The organism is Aminivibrio pyruvatiphilus (assembly GCF_004366815.1).
Taxonomy (GTDB): Bacteria; Synergistota; Synergistia; order Synergistales; family Aminobacteriaceae; genus Aminivibrio; species Aminivibrio pyruvatiphilus.
This window is the reverse complement of record NZ_SORI01000001.1, coordinates 82,164-106,696: the sequence shown is the minus strand read 5'-3', so window position 1 is coordinate 106,696 and position 24,533 is coordinate 82,164. Positions and strand designations below refer to the sequence as shown.

The window sequence follows — 24,533 nt, the reverse complement described above, 5'->3', positions numbered from 1 at the left end:
CCAGGACCGAGGCTTTTTCCGCCCATCTGCGTTCTGCCTGTGCCGTCACTTCCCCATCCCCTTTCGTATGGTAAAAAAAGAGCCCTTCTCCCGGCGGGAGAAAGGCATGAGAACATTTTCGACAAAGCGGAAAAGGGCCGGGCAGCAATACCGGACATCCTGTCTGTTCTTCATGGCACCCGCCTCCTTTTCCTGAACTGGAGGAAGGATACCACAAAACCCAAATTGATGCAAGCGGTTGCATCAAAATATGTTGCATCAAAATATGTTGCATCCAAATACGCAGGCAGCGGGAAGGGGGAACCCGCAAAGAACCGCCTGTTTCACAGGATGTTCGCTTCAATTGTGAATATATTAATAATATAGCATCGAATCTTTTTTCGGAGTATTATTCTTTTCACATTGTCCGGCTTTGTGAAGAGCAGTTTACGGTCGGGGGCGCCCGCTCATGCCGCCCCCCTGAGGGAAGGGGGATGAAAATCTCGTCGGGAAAGAGAAATGCGGCCTGTTTTTTCAGCTTTGTTCCGTATCCCATCGAAAAGATCCGTACACAAGGAGGAATAAACCCATGAAGAAGCTGCTGTGTCTTGTCGCCGTGTGCCTAGTCCTTTTCGCCGCGGGAACCGCCCTTGCCGCCGATAAAATCGTCGTCCGGGTAGCCCATACCATCGCCCCCGACTCCCATTACAACAAGGGTCTCGAACACCTCGGAAAGCTCCTCGGCGAGGCCACGAACGGACAGATCGAACTCCAGATTTTCCATTCGTCCCAGCTCGGATCGGAGCGGGACGCCATCGAAGGAGTCTCCATGGGAACCCTGGAGATGACCCTGGTCTCCTCCGCTCCCCTTGCGAACTTCACGAATGCCTTCCTCGTCTTCGACCTTCCCTTCATCATCCAGGACCGCCAGAAAGCCTACGCCTGGATGGACGGCCCCGAGGGAAGAAAAATCCTCGACTCCGTCCTTTCCAAGGGCATGGTCGGCCTCGGAATCTGGGAAAACGGCTTCAGGATGCTCACCAACTCCAAGAGGCCCGTGGCCGTTCCCGATGATCTCAAGGGACTCAAGATCCGCCTCATGGAGAACCCCATCCACGTGGGCACATTCAAGACCCTCGGCGCGTATCCGGTTCCCATGCCCTTCGGGGAGCTCTTCACCGCCCTGCAGCAGAGCACCGTGGACGGCCAGGAAAACCCGCTGATCATCATCTCCACCTCCAAGTTCGCCGAGGTGCAGAAATACCTCTCCCTGACGGGACATTTCTACGCCCCGGCCATCCTGCTCATCAACAAGGACTTCTGGGAGAAAACCCTCACGGAAGAACAGCGGAAGATCTTCACCGAGGCCGAGCTGAAGGCCCGCCACTGGGAGCGGGAGTTCTGCATCGAAATCGAGAAGCAGCTTGTGGGCGACCTCAAGGCCCAGGGCATGGAAATCACCGAGCCCGACAAGGCGAAGTTCTTCGAGGCAGTGCAGCCCGTCTACAAGGAATTCGAGGAGAAGGTGGGCAAAGAGGCCATCCAGAAGCTCGTCGACGCCCAGAAGTAATCGTTCCTGCGGCATTGCGCGGGGCGTTCCTCCGGGACGCCCCGCGCTTTTCGGCCTCTCGTGCGTCCCGCACCAGAGAGGTTATTTGACAGGGGGTCCGCTATGCGAAAAATTGCCGACAATTTTGAGGAGTACGCTCTTCTTCTGCTCTTTCCCCTCATGGTGGCGGTGGTCTTCACCGCCACCCTCGCCCGGTACCTGAACCTCTTCCCCATGTTCTGGGGAGAGGAGGTGGCCCGGTACATCATGGTCTTCATGGCCTATATCGGGGCCGGACTCGGCATGAAGAGAGGGGCCCACGTGGGGGTCAGCTTTTTCACCGACCGGTTCCGGAGCGTGAAAATCCGCCTCTTTCTTGAAGGATTCCGTCTCGGAATCATTGTCTTCTTCTGCGGGATGATCATGTACTACTACAGGAACATCATCGCCCACCAGATTTTCATGGGGCAGACCACTCCAGCCCTGTATATCCCCATGTGGATTCCCTATTCCGCCGTCCCCCTCGGTATGTTCCTGGTGGCCCTCCGGGCTTTCCAGGCCTTTCGGGAAACGGCGGACGCCATACGGGCTTCCGCCGGGACTCCGGAGGTGAAATAGCATGGCGGCAATCATGTTTTCCGTCCTCATAATCCTCATCTTTCTGAACATCCCTGTGGCGGTGAGCATCGGCCTCGCCTCCATCGCCGGAATAACCTTCGGGAACCTTCCCCTCAATCCGGCGGTGGTGGCCCAGCGCATGTTCACCTCCGCAGATTCCTTTCCCTTCATGGCCATCCCCTTCTTCATGCTCGCCGGAGGGCTCATGGAGCACGGGGGCATTTCCCGCAGGCTGGTCAGGCTTGCTTCGGCCATGGTGGGGGGCTACAGGGGTGGACTCGGGCTCATCACCATCCTCGCGAGCGCCTTCTTCGGCGCCATCAGCGGGTCGAATCCCGCCACGGTGGCGGCTATCGGGGGCATCATGGTCCCCTCCATGATCAAAAAAGGCTATCCGCCCGCCTTCGCCGCATCAATCGCAGCGGCCGGAGGTACCCTGGGCGTGGTCATTCCGCCCTCCATTCCCATGATCACCTTCGGCGTGGTGGCCGGAGTCTCCATCGGAGACCTCTTCCTCGCGGGCTTCGGTCCGGGCATCCTCCTGGCGGTGGTGCTCAGCCTGGTGGTGGTCGTTCAGTCCGCCCGGCTCGACATCCCCAGGGAGGAACCCCGCACCCGTGGCCAGCTTTTCGCCGCCGTGAAGGATTCAATCCTTGCCATCATCATGCCCCTCATCATCCTCGGCGGCATTTACGGCGGGGTCTTCACCCCCACCGAGGCCGGCGCCGTGGCCGTTATCTACAGCCTTCTGATCAGCGCTTTCATCTACAGGGAACTGGACCTGAAGACCATCCGGACGGTGATCATCAAGGCCGGGATCAGCACGTCTGTGGTCTTTTTCGTCATCGCCACGTCCCAGTCCATGTCCTGGCTCATCACCGTCAGCAGGGTGTCGGCGGAGATCGCCGCCTGGATCGTCTCCGTCTCCTCCAACCCCTTCGTCCTGATCACCCTGATCAACCTGATCCTTCTCTTCCTGGGCATCTTTCTGGAGACCCAGGCCATCATTCTCCTCATGGCGCCCCTGCTCCTTCCCATCACGGCGTCCATCGGCATGAACCCGCTGATGCTGGGCATCATCATGGTGGTGAACACCTCCGTTGGCATGATCACACCGCCCATGGCGGTGAACCTCTTCGTTGCCGTGTCCCTGGTGAAGGACCACAACGTGCGCCTCGAGGACATCACCCGGAAGATTTTCGCCTTCCTTGTGGCGGAGATCATCGCCGTCATGTTCATCAGCAACTTCCCGGCCTTTTCCCTGGGGATCATCCGGCTGGTGAAATAGGATTATGAGATCTTTTGCCGCCCTCTGCGACGACCTTACGGGATCGTCTGTCCAGTCCATCCTTCTGAAGGACAGGGGGCTTTCCGTCCGGCAGATCATCCGTCCCGGCGGGGAAGTCCCCGTCCCCGGGGACGGGGACGTGCTCGTCATCAACTGCGACACCCGCAGGCGCTCCCCCGGGGAGGCGAAAGAGGTTTTCCGCCGGTTCGCCTCCCTTCTTCCTCCCTCGGCGGGAATCGGGAAGCGCATCGACACCACCCTGAGGGGGCACCTCTGCGACGAGACGGCGGAGCTTCTCTCCGCCCGGCCGGGAGCCCTCGCCCTGGTGGTTCCCGCCTACCCCGCCTCAGGGCGGACCACCGTGGGAGGATATCATCTCCTCGGCGGCTCCCTCCTCGAGCGGACCGAAGTTGCCCGGGACCCCCTGTGGCCAGTGTCGTCAAGCTACGTTCCCGGCTATTTCTCCGGGAAGTTTTCATGCGGGCTCGTCGCCATGGAAACGGTGAAACTGGGTCCCGCAGCCGTCACCGAAGCGCTCTCCGCTCTTGTTTCGAACGGGACCAGGGTCGTGGTGGCCGACGCCATGACCGGAGAGGACATCGAGATCCTGGCCGAAGGCGCCGCCTCCCTGGCGGCAGAGATCATCCCCGTGGACCCCGGCCCCTTCACCGCCGCCTTCCTGGGCCGCAAGCTCCCCGGGCGAAAGGCCGGAACCGCCCTCGCAGTCATCGGGAGCACCTCGGAAAAGACGGCCCGGCAAATCGCCTGGACGGAAGGAAAACTGCGATGTGCCCGGTTCACCCTCCTGCCCGGCGAGCAGACCGAAAATGCCCTGCCGAGGCTTCGGGCCTTTCTCGCGGACCTCCAGGAACATGCGGATTTCCTGCTGATCCGTCCCTCCCCGGAGATCGTCCGGGGCTCGGAAAACGCCACCGCGGCGGTGCTGGCGGATCTCGGGCGGGAGACCCTCCGTATCCTGGGAAAGAAAATTTGCGGTATACTTCTTTCCGGCGGCGATACCGCCGCCATGTTCTTCGAAGGTTCCGGCGCCGCCTCCCTGGCCCCCGGAGAGGAGATCCAGCCCCTGATGATGGGCGGGCGGATTCTCGACGGGGAGTTCGCCGGAATCGCGGCGGTGACCAAGGGCGGCCTCATCGGCGAGGAGGACGGCATCTACAGGGCCGTCCAGTGGCTGAGAAAGGAAAGGACTTGATTGCAATGAAACCTATAGTGATCGCAGTACCCATGGGCGACCCCGCCGGGGTGGGCCCGGAAATCGCCCTCCGGGCCATAGCCGACCCGGACGTCTGGAAAGAGGGCGTTCCCCTCCTCATCGGCGACCTCTCCGTCCTGCAGGCGGTGAGCCGAAAGCTCGGCCTTCCGGCGAAACTCCGCAGGGTGAATGACCCTTCCGGCATTTCAGGATCCCCGGACGACCTTCCCGTGATAGATCTCGGCATGGTCCCGGACCTGGCAGCCCTCCCGGTAGGGCATGTGTCCGCCCTGGCCGGAAAGGCGTCGGTGGCCTATATCCGGAAAGCCGTGGAGCTCTGCATGTCCGGCGCAGCCGCCGGAGTGGCCACCACCCCCATCAACAAGGAAGCCCTCAAGGCGGCGAAGGAGCCCTACATCGGCCACACCGAGATGCTCGCCGAAATGTCCGGCGCGACGAAGAGCTACACCATGTTCCTGGTGGACAAGCTCCGCATCCTCTTCCACAGCCGCCACCTCTCCCTGAAGCAGGCCATCGAACGGCTCACCACGGACGACGTGGTCCATTCCATTGAAACGGCGGCGAAATGCCTGACCTCCATCGGCCTTCCCGCCGGCACCATCGCCCTGGCCGCCCTGAACCCCCACGCTTCCGACGGCGGGCTCTTCGGCGACGAGGAGGCCCGCTTTCTCGCCCCCGCAGTGGAGGAAGCCCGGAAGCGCGGCATCAACGTGGTGGGCCCGGTCCCGGCGGACAGCGTATTCTACTTCGGCCTCCAGGGGAAGTACGACGTAGTGGTCTCCCTCTACCACGACCAGGGGCACATCGCCTCCAAGACCTACGATTTCTACCGGACGGTGAGCGTCACCTTCGGGCTCCCCTTCATCCGGACCTCCGTGGACCACGGCACCGCCTTCGACATCGCCTGGAAGGGCATAGCCAACCCGGTGAGCATGAAGGAAGCCATGCTCGCCTGCTTCCGCATCGCCCCCCTCTACAGGCCGTTTTAAAGGAGACCGTGCCGGTGACCGAACAGAACGGCAGTGTCCTTTCCGGAGACGACCTGCGCATCCGGGCTGCAGAGGAGGCGTACCTGGGCGGAAAGCTGGATGCGGCGGCGGAGATGGCCTCCGGGGATATCCTCTCCCCGGAGGTTTTCAGCGTCCGGGGAATTCTCGCCTTCCTGGACGGGAGGCGGGCCGAAGCCCTGGACCTCTTTGAGACGGGGCTGAAGCGTCTCCGGAAGGAGCAGCGTTCCCGGAAAGTCTGCTATGAGACCTTTTCAGGAGTCTTCCACCCCCTGCTTCTCCTTGCCGGAGGGGAGTTCAAAAAGGCCTCGGCCTATCTTTCGGCAGGAATGGAGAAGAGCCCCTACTCCTCTCTGTACGCCCTCTTCCGTTTTCTCGCCGACTACAGGGGAAAGGGGAGCGGCTCCTTCTTCTCCGTCTATTCCCCCAAGGTGCTGGAAAAGCAGGGGTATTCTCCCTCCTTTCTTTTTTTCGCGGCCCTCTGCGTCACCTGGAGTGCCCCCGAAAGGCTGGACGAGTACCGGCCTCTTTTCGAAAAGGCCCTGGACGGCCTTCGCGAAAAGGGCAAAACGCACCTCCTGGCCACGGAGCTCGGAGAAATTCTTGGACTCCCGGTGGAAAACCCTGTCGCCAGGAATCTCCCCCTCCACGGAATTCTTCCCCGCAGGGAAAACTGGATGCTGGCCCTCTCCGCACTGTCGGCCCTCGGAGAGACCGGGGGCGGGGAGGAAAAGCGGGCCAGGAGAATTCTCTGGGAAGCCGACTGGGAGTGCGATGACGACGGAATCATCCGGTCCGTCTCCTTCACTCCCCTGGAGCAGGTCCTGCAGCCCTCGGGCAACTGGAGCAAGGGACGGCCCGTGGCCCTGAAGCGCCTTCGGAACGACCTCGTCCGGGAGGACTGGATAACCCGCCAGGACACGGCCGCCGCCGGGGCGGTCAGGGAGACGAGCGGATACGAGGGATGGTATTACAGGCGATGGTTCGAGTTCGACCAGGCCAAGATCCTGAAGGCCCTCGCCGGACACCCGGCCGTCGTCCGGGCTGACGACGGCCGGCCGGTGGAGATCGTGGCCGAGCCTCCCCTGGTGGAGACCGAAACCCTCCCCTCAGGAGTGCTTCTCCGCATGGCGCCCCACCCGTCCAAGGGTCCCTTCCAGGGTCTTGTGGCGGTCGAGGAAGGGCCGGAGCGCATCCGTGCCGTCGTATTCGAGGAAAAGCACCTGGAGATAGCCCGGATACTCGGCGAGAAAGGAATCCCCGTTCCCCCCGAAGGGAAAGGGGAGGCCCTCCGGGCCCTCGAGGCCCTGGCGCCTCTCGTTCCCGTGAGTTCCGGCCTGGACGGCCCGGGGAACCTTCCCGGCGTTCCTGCGGACGAGCGGATCTACATCCAGCTCGCCCCCGGCGGGGAGGGCTTCACCGCCGCCTTTTCCGTCCGGCCCCTCGGACCGGGGACTCCGGCCGGCAGGCCGGGAACGGGAGGGAAAGCGGTGTTCGGCCTTTCCGGGGGAAAGAGGATGAAAGCGCTCCGTTCCCTCGACGAGGAGATCCGGAGGGCCGACGAGGTCCGTCTGCTCTGCCCCGCCCTGGGGGAAGGGGAGCAGACGGACGACTACCGGTGGATCCTCGACTCCCCCGAGCTCTGCCTCGACTTCCTCCTCCAGGCCGGAGAGCTCGGTGACCGGGCCGTGATCGAATGGCCCCGGGGAGACAGGCTGTCGATCCGGGGAAAGGCCGGCGCCTCGTCCGTCAGAGCTTCGGTCCGGTCGGTGAAGGACTGGTTCGCCCTGACCGGGGAAATCCGGGTGGACGAGGAGACGGTGGTCTCCCTCCGGGAGGCCTGCCGCATGATCTCGGAGGGAGGAAGCCGCTTCCTGCCCCTCGGGAACGGTGAATTTCTTGCCCTCACCGAGGAACTCCGCAGAGGGCTCTGGGATCTTGCCGCCGCCGGTGACTGGAAGGGAACCGACCTCCGGTTCTCTCCCCTCTCCGCCCCCCTGGTGGAACGGCTCACATCCGGGGCGGAGGATTTCTCAGGCGACGGCGAATGGCACAGGAGGCTGGCCCTCGCCGCGGAGGCGGAACGGCTGAATCCGGACCTTCCCGCCGCCTTCCGGGGAGAGCTCCGGGACTACCAGGCCGACGGCTACCGGTGGCTGCTCCGGCTCGCCGCCTGGGGCGCCGGGGCCTGTCTTGCGGACGACATGGGCCTCGGCAAGACCGTCCAGGTCCTCGCCGCCCTCCTTGCCCGCGCTCCCGGCGGCCCCGCCCTGGTGGTGGCCCCCGTGTCGGTCTGTCCGAACTGGGCGGCCGAGGCGGCCCGGTTCGCTCCCTCCCTGTCGGTGAAGGAGTACCGGAACGGCGACAGGAAGAAGCTCCTGGAGGAGCTGGGCCCCTTCGACGTGGTGACGGCCAGCTACGGCCTCCTGCAGCACGACGGTGTCCTCCTCGAGTCGGTGGGGTGGCATACCGTGGTCCTGGACGAGGCCCAGGCCATCAAGAACAGCGGCACGAAACGGTCCGCCGCCGCCATGAAGCTCCGGGGCGACTTCCGGGTCATCACCACGGGAACGCCGGTGGAAAACAACCTCGGCGAGCTGTGGAACCTCTTCCGCTTTCTCAACCCCGGCCTGCTCGGCTCCCTGGACGGCTTCACCAGGCGCTTCGCCGTGCCCATCGAAAAGTACGGAAACAAGGGGGCGGCGGCGCGGCTGAAAAAGCTCGTCCGGCCCTTCCTCCTCCGGCGGACCAAGGACCAGGTGCTCAGCGAGCTTCCTCCCAAGACGGAGATCGTCCTGAGGGTGGAGATGACCCGGGAGGAGCGGGCGGTCTACGAGGCCGTCCGCAGGGAGGCGACGGGCAAGATCGAGTCCGGCGGAGACGGGCGGGACAAGCGTTTCGTGGTCCTTGCAGAGCTCATGAGGCTCCGGAGGGCCTGCTGCAGCCCCTCTCTCGTCCTTCCGGAAAAGGCGGGACTCCCCTCCTCCAGGCTCGAGGCCTTCGGCGAGATCCTGGAAGAACTCCGGGCTGGGGGGCACCGCTGCCTCGTCTTCAGCCAGTTCGTGGACCATCTCTCCATTATCCGCGAATACCTCGACGGGCTCGGAGTGTCCTACGCCTACCTGGACGGCTCCACTCCGTCCCGGGAGCGGGAGCGGCAGATCGCCTCCTTCCAGGGGGGAGAAAAGGAATGCTTCCTCATCAGCCTCCGGGCGGGAGGGACCGGACTGAACCTCACCGCCGCCGATTACGTGATCCACATGGACCCCTGGTGGAACCCCGCCGTGGAGGACCAGGCCTCGGACCGGGCCCACCGCATCGGCCAGGAGCGCCCCGTCACCGTGTACAGGATCGTGGCGAAGGACACGGTGGAGGAAAAGATCGTGGACCTTCACGGGATCAAGAGAGAACTCGCGGAAAGCCTCCTGGAGGGGGCCGAAGGTGCCGCCCGCATCTCCCTGGAGGAGATGGCGGCCCTCATCCGGGACGACCGGACGGGAGAAGAGTAGAAGAAGGCGCCCCGCTTCCGGGGCGCCTTCTTTTGCTTATTCCCCTCGTCCGGGACAGGAAATCATCTTGCCCGGGTTCAGGATTTCGTTGGGGTCGAAGGCGAGCTTCACCCTCCGGATGAGCTCCATCTGGGCGCCGTCCATAACCCGGCACATGTACTTCTGCCGCTTGAGGCCGATGCCGTGCTCGCCGCTCAGCGTCCCGCCGATGGAGGCGGTGAAGTCGTAAAGCTCGTCGAGAAGGGCGTCGATGATGTCGTGCCAGTCCGGCCGCTCCTCGGGGAAGAGAAGGTTCACGTGCATGTTCCCGTCGCCGACGTGACCGAAGTTGGCCTCCTCGATACCGTATTTTCCGCAGAGCCTGGTGGTCTCCGCCATGAGCTTCGGGATTTCGCTGGTGGGCACAACCAGGTCTTCCAGGCTGTACTTGGGATAAAAGGCCATGATGGCCTCCGCAAGGCACTTCCGGGCCTTCCAGAGCTTGTCGCTGGTGGTCTTGTTGTCCGCCACGAAGACCTCCAGCGCCCCGGAGGCAAGGCACAGGTCGCCGATGCGCTCCATGTCGTCCGCCAGCACGTTCGGGTCGTTGCCCTCGAGCTGGATGACGAGGTGGGCACCGGCGTCGTCATAGGGGAGGACCGTGTTGAGGAACCGCTCCGCCAGCCGGATGGACTTGCCGTCCATGAACTCGATGGAGGACGGGATGACCTTCCCCTCGCTCTGGATCCGGGGGGCGAAGTCGATGGCCGATGCCACGTCCGGGAAGGGGACCAGGAGATCCACCACCTTGCCGGGCAGGGGAAGGAGCTTCAGGATGATCTTCGTCACCACCGCCAGGGTCCCCTCGGACCCCACGATGAGATGGGCGAAGTCGTATCCCGTGGCGTCCTTCCTGCGCTTCCCTCCGAACCAGGTGACGGTGCCGTCGGGCAGCACGGCCTCCAGGGCCAGCACGGAATTGCCTGTGGTGCCGTACTTCACCACCTTGTTGCCCCCGGCGTTCTCCGCCACGTTGCCGCCCACGAAGGAAGCGTCGCCGCTGCAGGGGTCCCCCGCGTAGAGCAGACCCTCCTGCCGGGCGGTTTTCGTGATCTCCGCGGTCACAACCCCCGGTTCCACGGTGATGGTGAGGTTCTTCTTGTCCAGCTCGAGGATCCGCCGCATCTTCTCGAAGGAAAGGACGATCCCCCCGGCGAAGGGCACGGCCCCGCCGGAAAGCCCCGTGCCCGCCCCCCTGGGCGTCACGGGGATGCGGTTCCTGTTCGCGTACTCAAGCACCGCCGACACGTGCTCCGTGGTCTCGGGAAAGACCACCGCCTCGGCGATGTACTCCCGGTCCCAGGAGAACCGGGGCACTTCGTCGTAGGAGTAGGCGATGCGCTTCTCCATGTCCACCGCCACGTTGGATTTCCCCACCAGGGCCGCCAGATCCAGAACGGTCCGCTCCGTCACGGGAGAATACTTCGCCGGGGTCATTCCGCGCCCACCTCTTTCCTGATCCGCTCCGTAAGCCGGGGGAGAATATCGAACAGGTCGCCGCAGAGCCCCAGGTCGGCCACCCGGAAGATGGAGGCGTCAGGGTCCCTGTTCACCGCCACCACGTAGCCTGCGGTCTGCATTCCCGCCAGATGCTGCACCGCTCCCGAGATGCCTGCGGCGATGTAGACCTTCGGGGCCACCACCTTGCCCGAGAGGCCCACCTGGTGGGGGTAGCCCATCCACTTGGCCTCCACGGCGGGCCTGCTGGCCCCCACCCCTCCGCCGAGGAGGGCCGCCAGCTCCTCCAGCATCCGGAAGCTCTCGGGGCGCTTCAGCCCCTTGCCCCCGGAGACCACCACGTCCAGGTCCTGGATATTGGAGCCGCCGTCCTCCCCCCGTTCAAAGCCCAGGTTGACCACCCTGGACCCGAACAGCTCGGGCGGGATCTCCGGCCGGACCACCTTACCCCCGGAAAGGGCATCCGAACGGTCCGGGGCCCGGAAGGTCCGGGGCCGGACGGTGGCCATCTGGGGGCGGCACACGGGGGTCTTGATGGTGGCCATGACGTTGCCCCCGATGGCGGGCCGGGTCTGGAGCAGCAGTCCCGTCTCCCGGTCCATCTCCAGCCCGGTGCAGTCGGCGGTGAGCCCCGTCTCCAGCTCCGCCGCCAGGGCGGGCAGGGTGGTCCGCCCCGACGTGGTGGCGGGCGCGAGGACCACGTCCGGCCCCTCCTGCCGCAGGAGATGGGCCAGGACCTTCACTTCCGCCTCCTGGTTGTACATGGACAGGACCGGGTGTTCCACCGTCATCACCCGGTCCGCCCCGCTCCGGAGAAGAACCTCCGGGTCGTCTGCCAGACCGCCGGAGAGAAGTATCGTGGTCACCGTGCCGCCGCAGGAATCCGCCAGCTCCCTGGCCTTTCCCGTCAGCTCGAAGGTGACCGAATGGATATGCCCCTCCCGGACCTCTCCGAGAACGAAAAATTGTTTGCCCGTCATCGTCCGTCCCCCCTAAATGACCGCCATGTCCCGGAGGACGGCCACGAGGCGTTCGATGCCCTCGTCGATCCGCTTCTCGTCGAACATTTCCGTCGTTCTCGATATGGTCGGGTAGGAGATCTTCACCACCCGGGTGGCTGATCCCCCGAGGCCCGTCTCCTCCGGCGAAAGGCCGATGGAGGCTATCCCCTCCAGGGGGATCTCCGTCCGCCGGGCCCGCTTCTTTCCCGCGAGGGTGGGCATGGAAGGCTCGTTCAGGGCATGAAGGACCGTCAGCAGGCAGGGAAAGGGCAGGTACTGCCTCTGGATGCCCTCCTCCACCGTCCGGGCGACCTCAACTCCTCCGCCGGCAAGGGAGAGGGCGCTCACGTAGGTACTGAAGGGCATGCCCAGCAGCGCCGCCGTCTCGGGGCCCACCTGGCCCGTTTCGCCGTCGGTGGCCTTCTCGCCCGCGAGGACGAGATCGAAGGGGCCGGCCTTCTTCACCGCCGCGGCCAGCACCTTGGCGGTGGCCCAGGTATCGCTGCCCGCGAAGGCCCGGTCGGTGAGGAGCACTCCTTTGTCCGCCCCCATGGAGAGGCACTCCCGGAGGGCTTCATGGGCCCGGGGAGGTCCCATGGTGATCACCGTGACCTCCCCGCCCGCCGCCGACCGGAGATCGAGGGCGGCCTGGAGGGCGTTCAGGTCGAGAGGGTTGACGATGGCCCCCATCCCTTCCCGCACCATGGTCCCCGTCTCGGGGTCCATGCGCACGTCGTCGGAATCGGGAACCTGCTTGATCAGCACTGCTATTTTCACGTACTAAAACCTCCTGTCAAAATACATCCGCCGGAAAGAATGGGGCCGGCGGCGTTCCGTCCGCACCTGCCGCAGGCTTACTGCTGCGGTTTTTTCCCGGGGCGGACCCTGTTGGCCACCGAGAGGGTATACTGCCCCGAGAGCCCCAGATCCTTCTCGAGGTCGAAGACGAGATCCACGCCGTTCAGCAGGAGGGCCTTGCAGTCGTCGGCGGCGACCCGCTCGAAGGTGAGGACGTAGTGGGGAATGCCTCCCTCCGTCCCCTCGGACCTGACAACATGCACCTTGAAGGAATTCGTGTCCGTGCAGCCTCCCGACGCCACATTCACCACCACGGCGCCGTCCTTCACCGTCAGACTTCCGAGGACGGCCTCACCGAGCTGCCGCTGCCCGTCCGCGAAAGAAAGTCCGGAGCAGGCTCCCGCAAAAACGAGGACCATGACCAGCGCCCATACCGTTCGTTTCATCGCGTTTCCTCCTTTTTCCTTCTCCGGAAACATCCCCGAACAGGCGGGACGATCCCGGGCAGGGCCCCGTTGAGCCCCGTCATGCCGAAACTATATCACAGGGAAGAAAACCCCGCATTGGAGTATTTTCGGGAGAAAACAGGAAGAAAACCGGCCCTCCGGATCGGCCGGGAACTGATCCGGAGGGCCGGGCCGTTGTTATGACGGAGTGCCGCCGCCTTGCCCCCGCAGGAGGGCCTTCCCCTCCCGCAGGCAGTCTGCGAGAGAATAGACGAGCATGATGAAGGACGAGACGGGCATGCAGGAGTACAGGAATGACTTGGGAATCTGGAACACCGTGGTCAGTTCCGTGGAGTGGAGGGTCAGCCTCAGGGAATACCGGAAGAACACGGCCATGAAGGCGGCCCCCAGAAGGGCCGTCAGCAGGCGATAGGCGCTCCCGGCCCTGAAGTTCCTTATCCTGGGGGAGATCCAGTCCCCCACGCAGAAGTGCCCCTTCACCGCCCACAGGGACGCTGAGCCGTAAAAGATCAGGGCGGCGAAGCACATCTCCACTATCTCGTCGAACCAGTGCATGGAACCGATGGGGATGATCCCCCGGACGATCTCCGCGGCCGAGGAGAACCCTCTTTCGGTGAGGACCGTGGCGAGGTCGTTGGTGAGCCTCAGGGCCACGTTCGTCGCCAGGAGAAGGGCAAGCACGAAGAACAGCAGGACGGTGAGGATGCGGAGCACCCGCTGCGTCAGAATATCGGCGGACCGGAAAATGCCCGTCATTTCACATTCCCCCCATCACGAGCCGGGGCAGGAAAAGGGCAATGCCCGGCACGAAGGCTATGAGCAGGGTGACGGCGAAAATCACCGCCAGGTAGGGCAGCACCTCCCGGGAGAGCGGAAGGATCCCCACTTTGGCATAGCTGTCCACGGCGAAGAGGCACATCCCCACGGGCGGCGTCAGGTTGCCGATCATGATGAGCAGCGTCATCACCACGCCGAAATTGATGAGGTCGATGCCGAATATTTTCGCCACGGGCATGAAGATGGGCAGGGTGATGAGGAAAATGGCGTTTCCCTCGATGAAGCAGCCCAGAAGCAGAACCACCGCCATCATGATGAGGAGGACGTGGGCCTGGCTCGCCCCGAGGGCCACCAGCCCGGCGATGATTTTGTCGGGGATCTTCTGGTGGATGATGAGCCATCCGAAGAAATTGGCGGCCGCGATGATGAACAGAAGGCTCACCGACTGGTGGAGCGACGCGAACAGGATACCCGGGAGGTCCCGGAGCTTCAGGTCCCTGTAGGCGAAGCCGAGGATGGCGGCATAGATGCACACAGCCACCGAGGCTTCGGTAGGGGTGAAGAAGCCGGTCATGATGCCGCCGATGATGATCACCGGAGCCATGAGAGCCCAGAAGGCGCCCCGGAAGCTCGCCCAGGCTTCCCTGGCGGGAGTTCTGCAGGCTGAGCAGGGGTAGTTCCTCCTCTTGGCCAGAACGGCAAGGGCCGCCATCATGCCGAGGCTCATGATGATGCCTGGAAGAAACCCCGCCATGAAGAGCCGGGCCACGGAAACTCCCGTGATGGCCCCGTAGAGGACGAAGGGAATGCTCGGCGGGATCACAGGGCCGATCACCGAGGAAGCGGCCACGAGGGAGGCGGAGACCACGGGGTCGTACCCGTCGTCCACCATGGCCTTGTGCTCGATCTGCCCGAGCCCCGCGGCGTCCGCCACCGCCGAGCCCGACATTCCCGAAAAGATGACGCTCGCCACGATGTTCACCTGGCCCAGCCCCCCGGGGATGTGCCCCACCATGGCGCCGGCGAACCGGAAGATACGCCTGGTGATGCCGCCGGTATTCATGAGGTTGCCGGCGAGGATGAAGAAGGGAATGGCCAGGAGGGTGAAGCCCGTGGTGCCGAAGTACATCCTGTGGGGCAGCATTGCCAGAAAACTGCCCTGGCCGAGAAGGGCGAAGAAAATCACTGAGGTGAGGCCGATCGCTGCGACCACCGGTACGTTGATGGCCAACAGGCCGATAAGGACGGCAAAAATTGAAAAGGTCAGCATGAAAAATCCTCCAGTCAGGGCTGTCCGGCACAGGCGGAAGGACCGGGCGCCTCACCGGACGCCCGGTCCGCTGCGGGACGCTCCGTTATTTCGCCGTGGCCTTGGCCATCTCCATCCACTTGTTGAAGTTTTCCTCGCCGATGTTCTTCTTTATCTTATCGTAGGCGGGGCCCATCTTCGCCTGGAAGGGAGCCAGGTCCGGAGTGTCGATCCGGATTCCCTTCGCCCTCATGTCCGCTATCTGGTCCTGCTCCTGCTTCCGGACAAGTTCCCTCATGAGCAGCCGGGACTTGTCGGATTCCTCGATGATGATCTTCCGCTGCTCCTCCGTGAGGGTGTCGAAAACCTTCTTGTTCACCACGTGGGTCATGGAGCTGTAGAGGTAGTTCACGATGGTGATGTATTTCTGGGATTCGTAGAGCTTCAGGTCGTAGATGACGCCGATGGGGTTCTCCTGGCCGTCCACCACGCCCTGGCGCATGGCCATGACAAGCTCGCCGAAGGCGATGGTCTGCACATTGCCTCCCAGGGCCTCGATAGCCGCCTGGTAGGCCATGGCCGGCGGGGTGCGGATCTTCAGGCCCTTCACGTCGTCAGGGCTCAGGATGGGGCGCTTGGAATTGGTGATCTGCCGGAATCCCCATTCCCAGCTGTTGATGTACACGAGGCCGATCTTTTCGAGCTCCGGGGCGGCCCATTCCTTGAAGGGACCGTCGAGGATCCTGTCGGCGTGGTCGTACCCCTGCATGGAGAAGGGAATGGCCACCGAGTCGAAGAGCTTCACATGCTTCGCGATCTGGTCCTGGCCCGAAAGGCTCATGTCGATGACGCCCATGATGACCTGCTCCAGCACTTCGGGGGGACTGCCGAGGGCGTTGTTGGGATAGACGACGATCCTGACCTCGCCGTTCGTCCTCTTCTCCACGTTTTCGGCGAACCGCGCCGCGGCGACGGTGGCGGGATGATTTTCCGGGCCGAAATGGCCGAGCTTCAGCTCCACCGCTCCCCACGCCGCCGGAAGAAACAGAAGTCCCAGCAGAAGAAACACCGCAAGAACAGCACATCTCTGTTTCAAGTAAAACCCCTCCTTAAGGTGACATATCGCGGCCTGCGGCCGCGGAAAAGCCCTTTTCGGCACACCTGCGGGAATTCCCGCCCCGGAAGCAGCGTTCCATCCTGCGAAACATTATTTCAATAAAGACCACTTAATTTTCATAAAAGTGAAATGTTTTGTCAATACCCCCCGGGAATACTTATTTGAAGAAACTGGAAGAAATGGTCCCGGATGGGCAGCTCCGCCCTGTTTTCCTTCAATCGACCGGAAAGCTCGACCGGAAAGCCCCCGTCCTAAATCCGCAGGCAGCGGGGAGCGTCACCGGTGCTCGCTTGGGCCGTCGGTGCAGATTGTCATCCTTGACAACTGCCCAGGCGATCAACTCGGCTCCCTGCGTTCGCCGGTTGCCTGCCTGTGAAACCGACATCCATGTCGGTTTCTCGGCCCGGGCGCTGTCCCCCAGGGGATCATCTCTTCGCCCCTGGGGGGCGAATTCACCTTATGCCCGGCGACACTCCCTCTGCCAGGAAAAGCTGCGGATTTAGGGCCCGTTATACGTTCTTGATTTCCATCCGAAAGGATGATAGTGTGTATTTTGCATTTTCGGCAGACCAACTTTGAGTGAACGAGGTGACCTTTTCAATGCTCGAAAAGATCAAGGAGCTTGCGGCATCATCAAAAACCGAAATCATGGCCCACCGGCACCATTTCCACACCCACCCCGAAATCGCCTGGCAGGAGGTGGAAACCACCAAAACCGTGGTGGAAGCCCTGAAAGCCATGGGGTGCGACATCGTCAGGATCGGCTTCGGCGGCACTGAGTGCGGCGTGGTGGCCGACCTCCGGGGAGGAAAGCCCGGAAAGTGCGTCGCCCTGAGAGGCGACATGGACGCCCTTCCCATGAACGAGGACAACGACCTCCCCTACAGGTCGCAGAAGGACGGAGTCATGCACGCCTGCGGCCACGATGCCCACACGGCAATGCTCCTCGGGGCGGCGAAGGTGTTGTCCGAAATCAGGGATGAAATTCCGGGCACGGTGCGCTTCCTGTTCCAGCCCGCCGAGGAAAGCGGCCTGAAAGCGGGAGCCAAAGCCATGGTGGAAGAAGGGGCCCTCGAAGGAGTGGACGCCGTGGCAGGCATCCACTGCTGGTCCGCGGCCCCCACGGGAACGGTGCTGTACCGCTCCGGCCCCATCATGGCGGCCGCCGACGGCTGGTACCTCACCCTGAAGGGCAAGGGCGGCCACGGCTCCACTCCAGAGCTCTGCATCGACCCCACCATCACGGCGGCGAACATCGTGCTCAACCTCCAGGCCATCGTGGGCAGGGAAGTGAGCGCCAAGGAGACGGTGGTGGTGAGCACCGGGACGGTGAAGGCAGGGCTCTCCGTCTTCAACATCATTCCCGACTCGGTGGAGATGAACGGCACGGTCCGCTCCTTCAACCCCGCCGTTCAGGACCACGTTGAATCCGCCATCCGCAGGGTCATCGCCGGGGCCTGCCAGATCGGCCGGTGCGAATTCACCCTCGACTACAAGCGCTTCATCCCCGCCACCATCAACGAACCGGCGGTCACGGCAGTGGCAAAGGAAGTTTTCGACGGAGTGTTCGGGCCGGAAAACGTGAAGGAAACGCCCCTCATCATGGGCTCCGAGGACTTCAGCTACTTCCAGCAGAAGGTCCCCGGCACCTACTACCTCCTCGGAACGGGGAACCCCGGAAAGGGAACGGACAACGCCCACCACCACCCCAAGTTCAACGTGGACGACGACGCCCTCCCCGCCGGCGTGGCCTCCCTGGCGGGCTTCGCCTGGACCTGGCTCTCCAAGAACGCCTGATCCGCGCCGAAGAAAGCAGGCATAAAAAGAGGAAGCCCGCGGGGGCTTCCTCTTTTTCATTTTCTCAGTCCAGGGGGCCTATGGCTTCCTCCACCGCCTTCACCACCGCTCCCCGGCTGACCAGGGCCTCCACCCTCTCTATGAGGGGCTGGAGGAACTCATCGTGCTTCAGGTAGGGAACGGCGCCCCGAACGCAGTCGTGGGCCGCCGTGGTCCCCGCTCCGGGCTTCAGCAGGCGGCTGAAGTCCAGGGCCTGGGAACCCGCCAGCAGTTCTATGGCAACCACCTTCCGGGCGTTGTCGAGAATGGAAAGTCCCTTGCGGGCGGAATAGGCCCCCATGGAGACATGATCCTCCTGGTTCGCCGACGTGGGAATGGAGTCCACCGACGATGGGTGGGCCAGCACCTTGTTCTCCGAGACCAGGGCCGCCGAGGTGTACTGGGCGATCATGAAACCGCTGTTCAGTCCGCTGTTCTCCACGAGGAAGGGAGGAAGGCCCGACAGGCTCGTGTCCACCAGCCGTGCCTGGCGCCGTTCGGAAATGCTCGCCAGTTCCGCCACGGCGATCCCGAAGAAGTCCATGGCCAGGGCGAGGGGCTGCCCGTGAAAGTTCCCGCCGCTGATGGCCACCCCGTCGTCGGGGAAGATAATGGGGTTGTCGGTGACGGAGTTGATTTCCACCTCCAGGGTCCTCCGGACGTAGCCGAGGGCGTCCCGGCTGGCTCCGTGGACCTGGGGGACACACCGGAGGGAGTAGGCGTCCTGGACCTTTCCGGACCTGTATTTTTCCAGTATCTCGCTTCCCTCGATGAGCCTGCGGATGTTCCCGGCGACACGCCCCTGCCCGTCGTGGGGCCGAAGGGCGTGGGTCCGCTCGTCAAAGGCGAAGGGAACCCCGTGGAGGGCTTCGACGGAAAGGGCCGCCGCGATGTCGGCGGTCTTGGCCAGGCATTCGGCGTCCAGCAGGGCAAGCACCGCCATGGCCCCCATGGAGGCCGTGCCGTTGTTCAGGGCCAGCCCCTCCTTGGCGCCCAGCTGCACGGGAGCGAGCCCCACCATCTGGAGCGCCTTCGCCGCCGCCATGGTCCGTCCCCTGTACCGCACCGAGCCGTGACCGATGAGCGGGAGGGCCAGGTGAGACAGCGGGCAGAGGTCGCCGCTGGCGCCCACCGATCCCTGGCAGGGGACCACGGGGTGGATTCCCAGGTTCAGCAGGGCGACGAACTGGTTCAGAACGGCGAGGCTGATGCCCGAGTGCCCCCTGACCAGGCTGTTGATCCGCAGCAGCATCATGGCCCTGGTGATGTCCTCGGGGAAGGGGGCCCCCACGCCGCAGGCGTGGCTCTTCAGCAGGTTCTCCTGCAGCAGCCGCCGGTCCTTCCGGGAGATGTTCACCGACGCGAGGTCACCGAAGCCCGTGGTGATGCCGTAGACCACGTCGTCGGAGTTCTCCCAGGCCCTGACCGCCGCCGACGAGGCCTCCACCCTACGGATAGTCTCCTCGTCCAGCTCCACGGCCCATCCCCTGCGGGCCACGTTCGCCACGTCCTCCAGGGTGAGGGACATGCCGTCAAGGCGTACCTTCCTGCTCCTGTCCGCCGTCTTCACCGCACCTGCTCCCCTTTCTTGTAGACACCTTCCACGGCCGGAACGCCCGCATGATAAGCGAGTATGGCCGGGGTCTCCCCGTCGAGGAGAAGGAAATCCGCCTGCTTGCCGGGCTCGAGGGTTCCGCAGACCGCCCCCATGCCCACTGCGCAGGCGCTGTTCTTCGTGGCGGCCGTGAGAGCCTCCTCTGGAGTGAGCCCCATGGCCATCACCGCCAGCCCGAAGACAAAGGGCATGGACTCGGTGAAGGACGACCCGGGGTTGCAGTCCGTGGCCAGAGCCACCGGAACTCCCCGCTCGATCATGTCCCGGGCACGGGCGTAGGGCTTTCTCAGGCTGTAGGCCGTGGCGGGAAGGAGAATGGCCGTGGTGCCGCTCTTCGCCAGGGCCGAAATTCCCTCGTCGCCCGCGGCGAGAAGGTGCTCCGCCGAGACTGCGCCCATGCGGGCGGCCAATGCCGCGCCGCCTGTGTCGTGCACCTCGTCTGCGTGGACCTTCAGGCCGAGGCCCCTCCGGGACGCTTCGGCGAGGATCCGCTCCGTCTGGGAAACGGAGAAGACCCCCTCCTCGCAGAACACGTCGCAGAACCGGGCGATTCCCTGCTCTTCCACCGCAGGGAGCATCTCCTCCACGATCAGGTCCACGTATCCGTCACCGTTGCCCCGGTACAGCTCGGGGACAGCATGGGCCCCCATGAAGGTGGGCACCACATCCAGGGGAGTCTCCCGCCCCACCCTCCGGATCACCGAGAGCATGCGCAGCTCCGTCTCCGTGTCCAGTCCGTAGCCGCTCTTCATCTCCACCGTGGTGGTGCCCATGGACAGGGCCGAGAGGGCGAGGACCAGGGTGTTCTCGAACAGGTCGCCGTCGGTCGCCTCCCTGACGCTCCGCACCGAGGAGAGGATCCCCCCTCCCTTCCTGAGTATCTCAAGGTACGGCGTGCCGGCGAGGCGGAGGGAGAATTCCTCTTCCCGCCTCCGGGCGAAACACATGTGGGTATGGGGGTCCACGAAACCGGGAATGACGCACCGCCCCCCGCAGTCGATCTCCTCGTCGAACTCCCTGCCGGACAGGGACGAAAGAATCTTCTCCTCCGGCCCCACGGCCTCGATCAGGCCGTCCCGGATCACCATGGCCCCCCGGGGAAGAAAACGGACCGCTCCCTGGTCCTTCCCCGCCGAAGGGGAGGCCCCTTCCGGGGTATAGATCCCGGCGTTCCTCACAAGTTTCGCGATCATTCCGCCCCATCCCCCATTCCGAGGAGCTTCAGCTCCAGCACCTGGTCGGGGTCGAAATCCTTCACCTGCAGATAGTAGGCCGCGCTGTCCAGAAGGGCCTGGGCGGGAATCATGCCGTAAATTTCAGTCTCCACCACCTCCACGCCCCAGCGCCGGGCCTCCATGCGGATCAGCTCCAGCACCCTGTAGAGGGCGTTCTTCTGGTAATCCACGATGTTCATGCTCACCTGGGTCATGCCCCGCTCGGAGAGGGCCACGCCCATACCCTTCACGTGGCAGAAGCCGCCGCTCGACGCCCGGACGAAGGTGCCGATCTTTTTCGCGATCTCCTCGTCGGCGGTGTTCAGGTTCACGTTGAAGGCCACGAGGAACTGCCGCGCCCCGACCACCGTGGCCCCCGCCGTGGGGTGGAGGGCCGGGCCGCCCACGTCGGGCTGCCGTTCGGGAGTGACGGATTCCACTTTCAGAACCTCGTACTGCCCCTTGCGGATCACCTCGAGGCGCTTCCGCTCGGGGCGCTTCGCCGACTCCTCGTAGAAATAGACGGGAATGCCCAGCTCGGCGAAGTAGCGCTCACCGAAGGCGCGGGAGAGGGCGACGCACTCTTCCATGGAAATGCCGCGGATGGGCGTGAAGGGGATCACGTCCACCGCCCCGATCCTCGGGTGGGCGCCCTGGTGGGCGTTCATGTCGATGGCGGCCATGGCCGTCCTGGCCGCCCCGATGAGGGCGTCGGCCACGGCCTCCGGTTCGCCTGCAAGGCTCACCACGAGGCGGTTGTGGTCGGCGTCCGCCCGGTAATCGAGAAGGGAGCACCCCTTCACTCCACGAAAATTGGCGGCGATGGACTCGATGACGTCCTGCCGACGTCCCTCGCTGAAATTCGGCACGCACTCGATAAGTTTTCCTGCCATGATATTGGACCTCCTGCTTCGGAGAGTTATTTTCTTTCCGGTCACATTATAACATTGAATTTTGTACAACCTGAAGGGTGAAAGCGAAAAGGGGCTTCCGGAGAGAAAAAGAAGCCCTCCGAAGAGGGCTTCCTGGACAGGTCTTTTTCTACAGAGCTTCCCGGAGAGCTTCCCCGAGGCGCCGGATGCCCTCCACGATCTTCTCGGGGGGCATGTTGGAGTAGTTGAGGCGCATGGTGTTCTCATGGCCGCCGTTGGGGTAGAAGGCCCCGCCGGGGACGAAGGCCACCTTCTTCTCCAGGGCCTTCATGAAGAGATCCCTGCCGCTGACTTTTTCGGGCATCTCAGCCCAGGTGAAGAGGCCGCCCTCGGGCCTGGTGAACGTCACTTCGGAGGGGAAGGCCTCGTCCATGGTGCGGATCATGATGTCCCGCCGCTCCCGGTAGACGGAGACGAGGGTGCGGACATGGTCCTCGATGTCGTGCTCCGAAAGGAAGGCGTCGATCTCGTACTGGCTGAGGGTGGAGGTGTGGAGGTCCGCCGCCTGCTTCAGGTTGCAGAAGCTCTCGAGGAAGGCGGGCTCTCCGCAGACCCAGGCCACCCGGAGACCGGGGCAGAAGATTTTGGAGAAGGTGCCGAGGACCACCACCTGGCCCTTTGTGTCCATGGACTTCAGGGAGGGGGGCGTGGTTCCCTCGAACCGGAGTTCGCCGTAGGGGTTGTCCTCCACCACGAGGATGTCGTGCTTTGAAACGGTCTCCATGAAGGCCTTCCGCCGTTCGAGGGACCAGGTTTTCCCGGAGGGGTTCTGGAAATCGGGGATCACGTAGATGAGTTTTGCCCTCTTCTCTTCCGCCAGGGCCTTCTCCAGGTCGGCGATCACCATTCCCTCGCCGTCGGTGTCCACTTCCCGGTAGGACGGCTGGCAGGCGTTGAAGGCCGAAAGCGCCCCGAGGTACGTGGGGCTTTCGCAGAGGATGCAGTCGCCGTCATCGATATACATCTTGGCGAGGATGTCCAGGGACTGCTGGGATCCCGTGGTGACCACGATGTTTTCAGCCTTGAGGGACGTTTTCAGATTTCTGTTGGTCCTCGCGGCGATTTTTTCCCGGAGGGGGAGGTGCCCCTCGGTGGAGGAGTACTGGAGCGCCCTCTTTCCATGCTCGTCCAGCACGCGGACGGCGATTTTTTTCATGGCTTCGACGGGGAAGAGTTCCGGCGCCGGCAGGCCGCCGGCGAAGGAAATCACTTCGGGATTGGCCGCGAGGCGAAGAATGGGGGTGAGGTCGGACTCCTGGAAACGAATCATCCGCCGGGCAAATTTCGGGTTCATGATGTAGCCTCCTGTCGTTGGGTTACGGGGCATTATACTCTCCAGCCCCAAGGGGGGAAAGCCGTTTCTTTTGAAGAAGAAAAATCAGTGTCTCAGCCGGCGGATTTCTTTCCCCGCTCCCTAAGAAAACGGTCGAAGGCATCGAGGAAGCGATCCAGTTCCCTGACCGTCTCGCCCCGGGGGGAAAGTACCCCCTGCCGTGCCTCCGCTTCCGCCCGCCGGGCAAGCTCTCTTTCCTCCGTTCCGGCAAGGTAGGAGAGGGTTCCTTTCAGTTTATGGAACTCCCTGGCCGCCTCCGCGGTCTTTCCCTCCGCCAGAAGGAGGGCCGAACGGTGCCGGATGCAGGGCAGCTCGGAAAGAAAGGCGGCGATCATTTCCTCAAGGCCTTCTTCGTCCCCGCAAAGTTCGTCGAGAACCCTGGAAAGTTCTTCTTCCCATCTCTCCCGTTTCGCCTGCTCTTCGGCGTTCCCGGACTGCGACGAAGGAGAGTTGTTCAGGTGTATTCCCTTACCTTCCTTAACGGCAGGGTCACAGGTCAAAGTCACGGTACTCCTCCACGATACTCCAGAAGAAGGATTCTTCTTCATTGAAGATGTCCACCATTCGGGGGTCGAAATGGGTTCCCCTCCCCTCGTTGATGATATCCCAGCAGACTTCCCGGGGAAAGGCCGGCTTGTATACCCGTTTGCTGCTGATGGCGTCGTAGACGTCAGCCAGAGCCACGATCCTCGCCGCCAGGGGGATGGATTCCCCTGACAGCCCCTCCGGGTACCCCGAGCCGTTGAATTTTTCGTGATGGTACCGGATGATATCCCTGGCGAAGGCGAAGGGGGCATATCCGGTTTTTTCGTGGATCCGTGCGAACATGTCGGCGCCGATGGTCACGTGTTCCTTCATAACTTCGAATTCTTCCGGGCTCAGCCTGCCCGGCTTGTTCAAAATGGCGTCCGGGATGCCGATCTTTCCCACGTCGTGAAGGGGAGCCAGGGAGAAGAGCTGGTTCGTCCAGGACGGGGTCACGACCTCCTCTCCCATGACAGCCAGTCCTTCGGCAAGCTTCCGGCAGAAAAACTGCACCCTGTCGAGATGGGCTCCTGTTTCCCTGCTCCTCGTGTCCACCATCTGGGCCATGGCGAAGATAAGCAGCTCCTGGTTCTGGAGCATGAGAACCCTGTCGGCGCCCGAAAGGCGCACTTCAAGCTCGTCCGGATGGTAGGGCTTCACCAGGTAATCGTCAGCGCCCATGGCCAGCGCGGAAACGACGCTTGACTTGTCGTCCGAAGCGCTCAGGACGATGATGAAGGTTCTGAAGATCTCGCTTTTCCGTATGGCTTCTATCAGCCTGAACCCGTCAATCCCCGGCATGTCCAGGTCGGTGACCACGATGGACGGACTTTCCCGCCGGAAGAGCGACAGGGCCTCAAGGCCGTCCGAGGCCTCCAGGACGTCGTAATCCCATTTTCGCAGGTGCCTGGAGATCATGACCCTCTGGGAAAGGGAATCCTCGGCGACGAGTATTTTCTGGCGCGGCGGCAGCACGGGGGTCCCCCCT

General features: G+C 63.4%; 21 protein-coding genes. 7 read left to right on the top strand and 14 right to left on the bottom strand.

Annotation, left to right across the window (positions count from 1 at the left end):
- Nucleotides 1–45: 45 nt before the first annotated feature.
- Nucleotides 46–174 carry a hypothetical protein gene (locus C8D99_RS15630; protein WP_274542650.1) on the bottom strand — a complete coding sequence of 43 codons (129 nt, stop codon included), beginning with the start codon at nt 172–174 and terminating at the stop codon, nt 46–48.
- 394 nt (nt 175–568) lie between these two features.
- On the opposite strand from C8D99_RS15630, the gene C8D99_RS00370 reads away from it, so the two are divergent.
- The 6 genes from C8D99_RS00370 (at nt 569) to C8D99_RS00345 (ending at nt 9,184) form a co-directional block, all read left to right on the top strand.
- Nucleotides 569–1,549: a TRAP transporter substrate-binding protein gene (locus C8D99_RS00370; protein ID WP_133955203.1), complete on the top strand. Its 981-nt coding sequence runs from the start codon at nt 569–571 to the stop codon at nt 1,547–1,549.
- Between the two features lie 102 nt (nt 1,550–1,651).
- A complete protein-coding gene (locus C8D99_RS00365) occupies nt 1,652–2,146 on the top strand; it encodes a TRAP transporter small permease (RefSeq protein ID WP_133955201.1) in 495 nt (164 codons plus the stop codon).
- Nucleotide 2,147: 1 nt separating this feature from the next.
- Nucleotides 2,148–3,434: a TRAP transporter large permease gene (locus C8D99_RS00360; RefSeq protein ID WP_133955199.1), complete on the top strand. Its 1,287-nt coding sequence runs from the start codon at nt 2,148–2,150 to the stop codon at nt 3,432–3,434.
- Nucleotides 3,435–3,438: 4 nt separating this feature from the next.
- Entirely contained in the window at nt 3,439–4,647 is a 1,209-nt protein-coding gene (locus C8D99_RS00355; protein WP_133955197.1) for a four-carbon acid sugar kinase family protein, read from the top strand.
- A gap of 5 nt (nt 4,648–4,652) precedes the next feature.
- A complete protein-coding gene (pdxA, locus tag C8D99_RS00350) occupies nt 4,653–5,657 on the top strand; it encodes a 4-hydroxythreonine-4-phosphate dehydrogenase PdxA (RefSeq protein ID WP_133955195.1) in 1,005 nt (334 codons plus the stop codon).
- Nucleotides 5,658–5,671: 14 nt separating this feature from the next.
- Nucleotides 5,672–9,184, top strand: coding sequence for a DEAD/DEAH box helicase (locus tag C8D99_RS00345; protein ID WP_133955193.1), 3,513 nt, complete (start codon nt 5,672–5,674; stop codon nt 9,182–9,184).
- A gap of 36 nt (nt 9,185–9,220) precedes the next feature.
- Here the strand turns inward: C8D99_RS00345 and C8D99_RS00340 are convergent, their stop codons facing one another.
- The 7 genes from C8D99_RS00340 to C8D99_RS00310 form a co-directional block, all read right to left on the bottom strand.
- Nucleotides 9,221–10,660: an FAD-binding oxidoreductase gene (locus C8D99_RS00340; protein ID WP_133955191.1), complete on the bottom strand. Its 1,440-nt coding sequence runs from the start codon at nt 10,658–10,660 to the stop codon at nt 9,221–9,223.
- Nucleotides 10,657–11,661: an electron transfer flavoprotein subunit alpha/FixB family protein gene (locus C8D99_RS00335; protein WP_133955189.1), complete on the bottom strand. Its 1,005-nt coding sequence runs from the start codon at nt 11,659–11,661 to the stop codon at nt 10,657–10,659. The genes C8D99_RS00340 and C8D99_RS00335 overlap by 4 nt, the downstream gene beginning before the upstream one ends.
- Before the next feature lie 12 nt (nt 11,662–11,673).
- Nucleotides 11,674–12,459: an electron transfer flavoprotein subunit beta/FixA family protein gene (locus C8D99_RS00330; RefSeq protein WP_133955187.1), complete on the bottom strand. Its 786-nt coding sequence runs from the start codon at nt 12,457–12,459 to the stop codon at nt 11,674–11,676.
- A gap of 77 nt (nt 12,460–12,536) precedes the next feature.
- Complete coding sequence (locus tag C8D99_RS00325) at nt 12,537–12,926, bottom strand: hypothetical protein (RefSeq protein WP_133955185.1); 390 nt, start codon at nt 12,924–12,926, stop codon at nt 12,537–12,539.
- A 198-nt stretch (nt 12,927–13,124) separates the two neighbouring features.
- A complete protein-coding gene (locus C8D99_RS00320) occupies nt 13,125–13,703 on the bottom strand; it encodes a TRAP transporter small permease (RefSeq protein WP_133955183.1) in 579 nt (192 codons plus the stop codon).
- A gap of 1 nt (nt 13,704) precedes the next feature.
- A complete protein-coding gene (locus C8D99_RS00315) occupies nt 13,705–14,994 on the bottom strand; it encodes a TRAP transporter large permease (RefSeq protein WP_133955181.1) in 1,290 nt (429 codons plus the stop codon).
- An 85-nt stretch (nt 14,995–15,079) separates the two neighbouring features.
- Nucleotides 15,080–16,069, bottom strand: a complete 990-nt coding sequence (locus C8D99_RS00310) for a TRAP transporter substrate-binding protein (protein WP_166669936.1) — start codon at nt 16,067–16,069, stop codon at nt 15,080–15,082.
- 621 nt (nt 16,070–16,690) lie between these two features.
- Between C8D99_RS00310 and C8D99_RS00305 the strand changes: the two genes are divergently transcribed.
- The gene (locus tag C8D99_RS00305; protein ID WP_133955178.1) at nt 16,691–17,887 is read left to right on the top strand and encodes a M20 metallopeptidase family protein; all 1,197 of its coding nucleotides are present in this window, start codon (nt 16,691–16,693) and stop codon (nt 17,885–17,887) included.
- 64 nt (nt 17,888–17,951) lie between these two features.
- Here C8D99_RS00305 and hutH read toward each other — a convergent pair whose 3' ends face one another.
- From hutH to C8D99_RS00275, 6 genes are all read right to left on the bottom strand, one after another.
- The gene (hutH, locus tag C8D99_RS00300; protein ID WP_274542649.1) at nt 17,952–19,496 is read right to left on the bottom strand and encodes a histidine ammonia-lyase; all 1,545 of its coding nucleotides are present in this window, start codon (nt 19,494–19,496) and stop codon (nt 17,952–17,954) included.
- The gene (gene hutI, locus C8D99_RS00295) at nt 19,493–20,734 is read right to left on the bottom strand and encodes an imidazolonepropionase (RefSeq protein ID WP_133955176.1); all 1,242 of its coding nucleotides are present in this window, start codon (nt 20,732–20,734) and stop codon (nt 19,493–19,495) included. Before hutI ends, hutH begins: the two co-directional genes overlap by 4 nt.
- Complete coding sequence (gene ftcD, locus C8D99_RS00290) at nt 20,731–21,648, bottom strand: glutamate formimidoyltransferase (protein WP_133955174.1); 918 nt, start codon at nt 21,646–21,648, stop codon at nt 20,731–20,733. The genes hutI and ftcD overlap by 4 nt, the downstream gene beginning before the upstream one ends.
- Nucleotides 21,649–21,796: 148 nt before the next feature.
- Complete coding sequence (locus C8D99_RS00285; RefSeq protein ID WP_133955172.1) at nt 21,797–22,981, bottom strand: aminotransferase-like domain-containing protein; 1,185 nt, start codon at nt 22,979–22,981, stop codon at nt 21,797–21,799.
- Nucleotides 22,982–23,073: 92 nt separating this feature from the next.
- On the bottom strand, nt 23,074–23,526 hold the full coding sequence (locus C8D99_RS00280) for an Hpt domain-containing protein (protein ID WP_166669935.1): 453 nt from the start codon (nt 23,524–23,526) through the stop codon (nt 23,074–23,076).
- Nucleotides 23,510–24,520, bottom strand: coding sequence for an HD-GYP domain-containing protein (locus C8D99_RS00275; RefSeq protein WP_208321019.1), 1,011 nt, complete (start codon nt 24,518–24,520; stop codon nt 23,510–23,512). Before C8D99_RS00275 ends, C8D99_RS00280 begins: the two co-directional genes overlap by 17 nt.
- Nucleotides 24,521–24,533: the final 13 nt, after the last annotated feature.

Coding starts and splice junctions, on each gene's coding strand:
- C8D99_RS00315 (WP_133955181.1), bottom strand. CDS start 14,994: ATGCTGACCTTTTCAATTTTTGCCGTCCTTATCGGCCTGTTGGCCATC.
- C8D99_RS00320 (WP_133955183.1), bottom strand. CDS start 13,703: ATGACGGGCATTTTCCGGTCCGCCGATATTCTGACGCAGCGGGTGCTC.
- hutI (WP_133955176.1), bottom strand. CDS start 20,734: ATGATCGCGAAACTTGTGAGGAACGCCGGGATCTATACCCCGGAAGGG.
- C8D99_RS00370 (WP_133955203.1), top strand. CDS start 569: ATGAAGAAGCTGCTGTGTCTTGTCGCCGTGTGCCTAGTCCTTTTCGCC.
- ftcD (WP_133955174.1), bottom strand. CDS start 21,648: ATGGCAGGAAAACTTATCGAGTGCGTGCCGAATTTCAGCGAGGGACGT.
- C8D99_RS00285 (WP_133955172.1), bottom strand. CDS start 22,981: ATGAACCCGAAATTTGCCCGGCGGATGATTCGTTTCCAGGAGTCCGAC.
- C8D99_RS00335 (WP_133955189.1), bottom strand. CDS start 11,661: ATGACGGGCAAACAATTTTTCGTTCTCGGAGAGGTCCGGGAGGGGCAT.
- C8D99_RS00325 (WP_133955185.1), bottom strand. CDS start 12,926: ATGAAACGAACGGTATGGGCGCTGGTCATGGTCCTCGTTTTTGCGGGA.
- C8D99_RS00305 (WP_133955178.1), top strand. CDS start 16,691: ATGCTCGAAAAGATCAAGGAGCTTGCGGCATCATCAAAAACCGAAATC.
- C8D99_RS00365 (WP_133955201.1), top strand. CDS start 1,652: ATGCGAAAAATTGCCGACAATTTTGAGGAGTACGCTCTTCTTCTGCTC.
- C8D99_RS15630 (WP_274542650.1), bottom strand. CDS start 174: ATGAAGAACAGACAGGATGTCCGGTATTGCTGCCCGGCCCTTTTCCGC.
- C8D99_RS00360 (WP_133955199.1), top strand. CDS start 2,148: ATGGCGGCAATCATGTTTTCCGTCCTCATAATCCTCATCTTTCTGAAC.
- C8D99_RS00355 (WP_133955197.1), top strand. CDS start 3,439: ATGAGATCTTTTGCCGCCCTCTGCGACGACCTTACGGGATCGTCTGTC.
- pdxA (WP_133955195.1), top strand. CDS start 4,653: ATGAAACCTATAGTGATCGCAGTACCCATGGGCGACCCCGCCGGGGTG.
- C8D99_RS00340 (WP_133955191.1), bottom strand. CDS start 10,660: ATGACCCCGGCGAAGTATTCTCCCGTGACGGAGCGGACCGTTCTGGAT.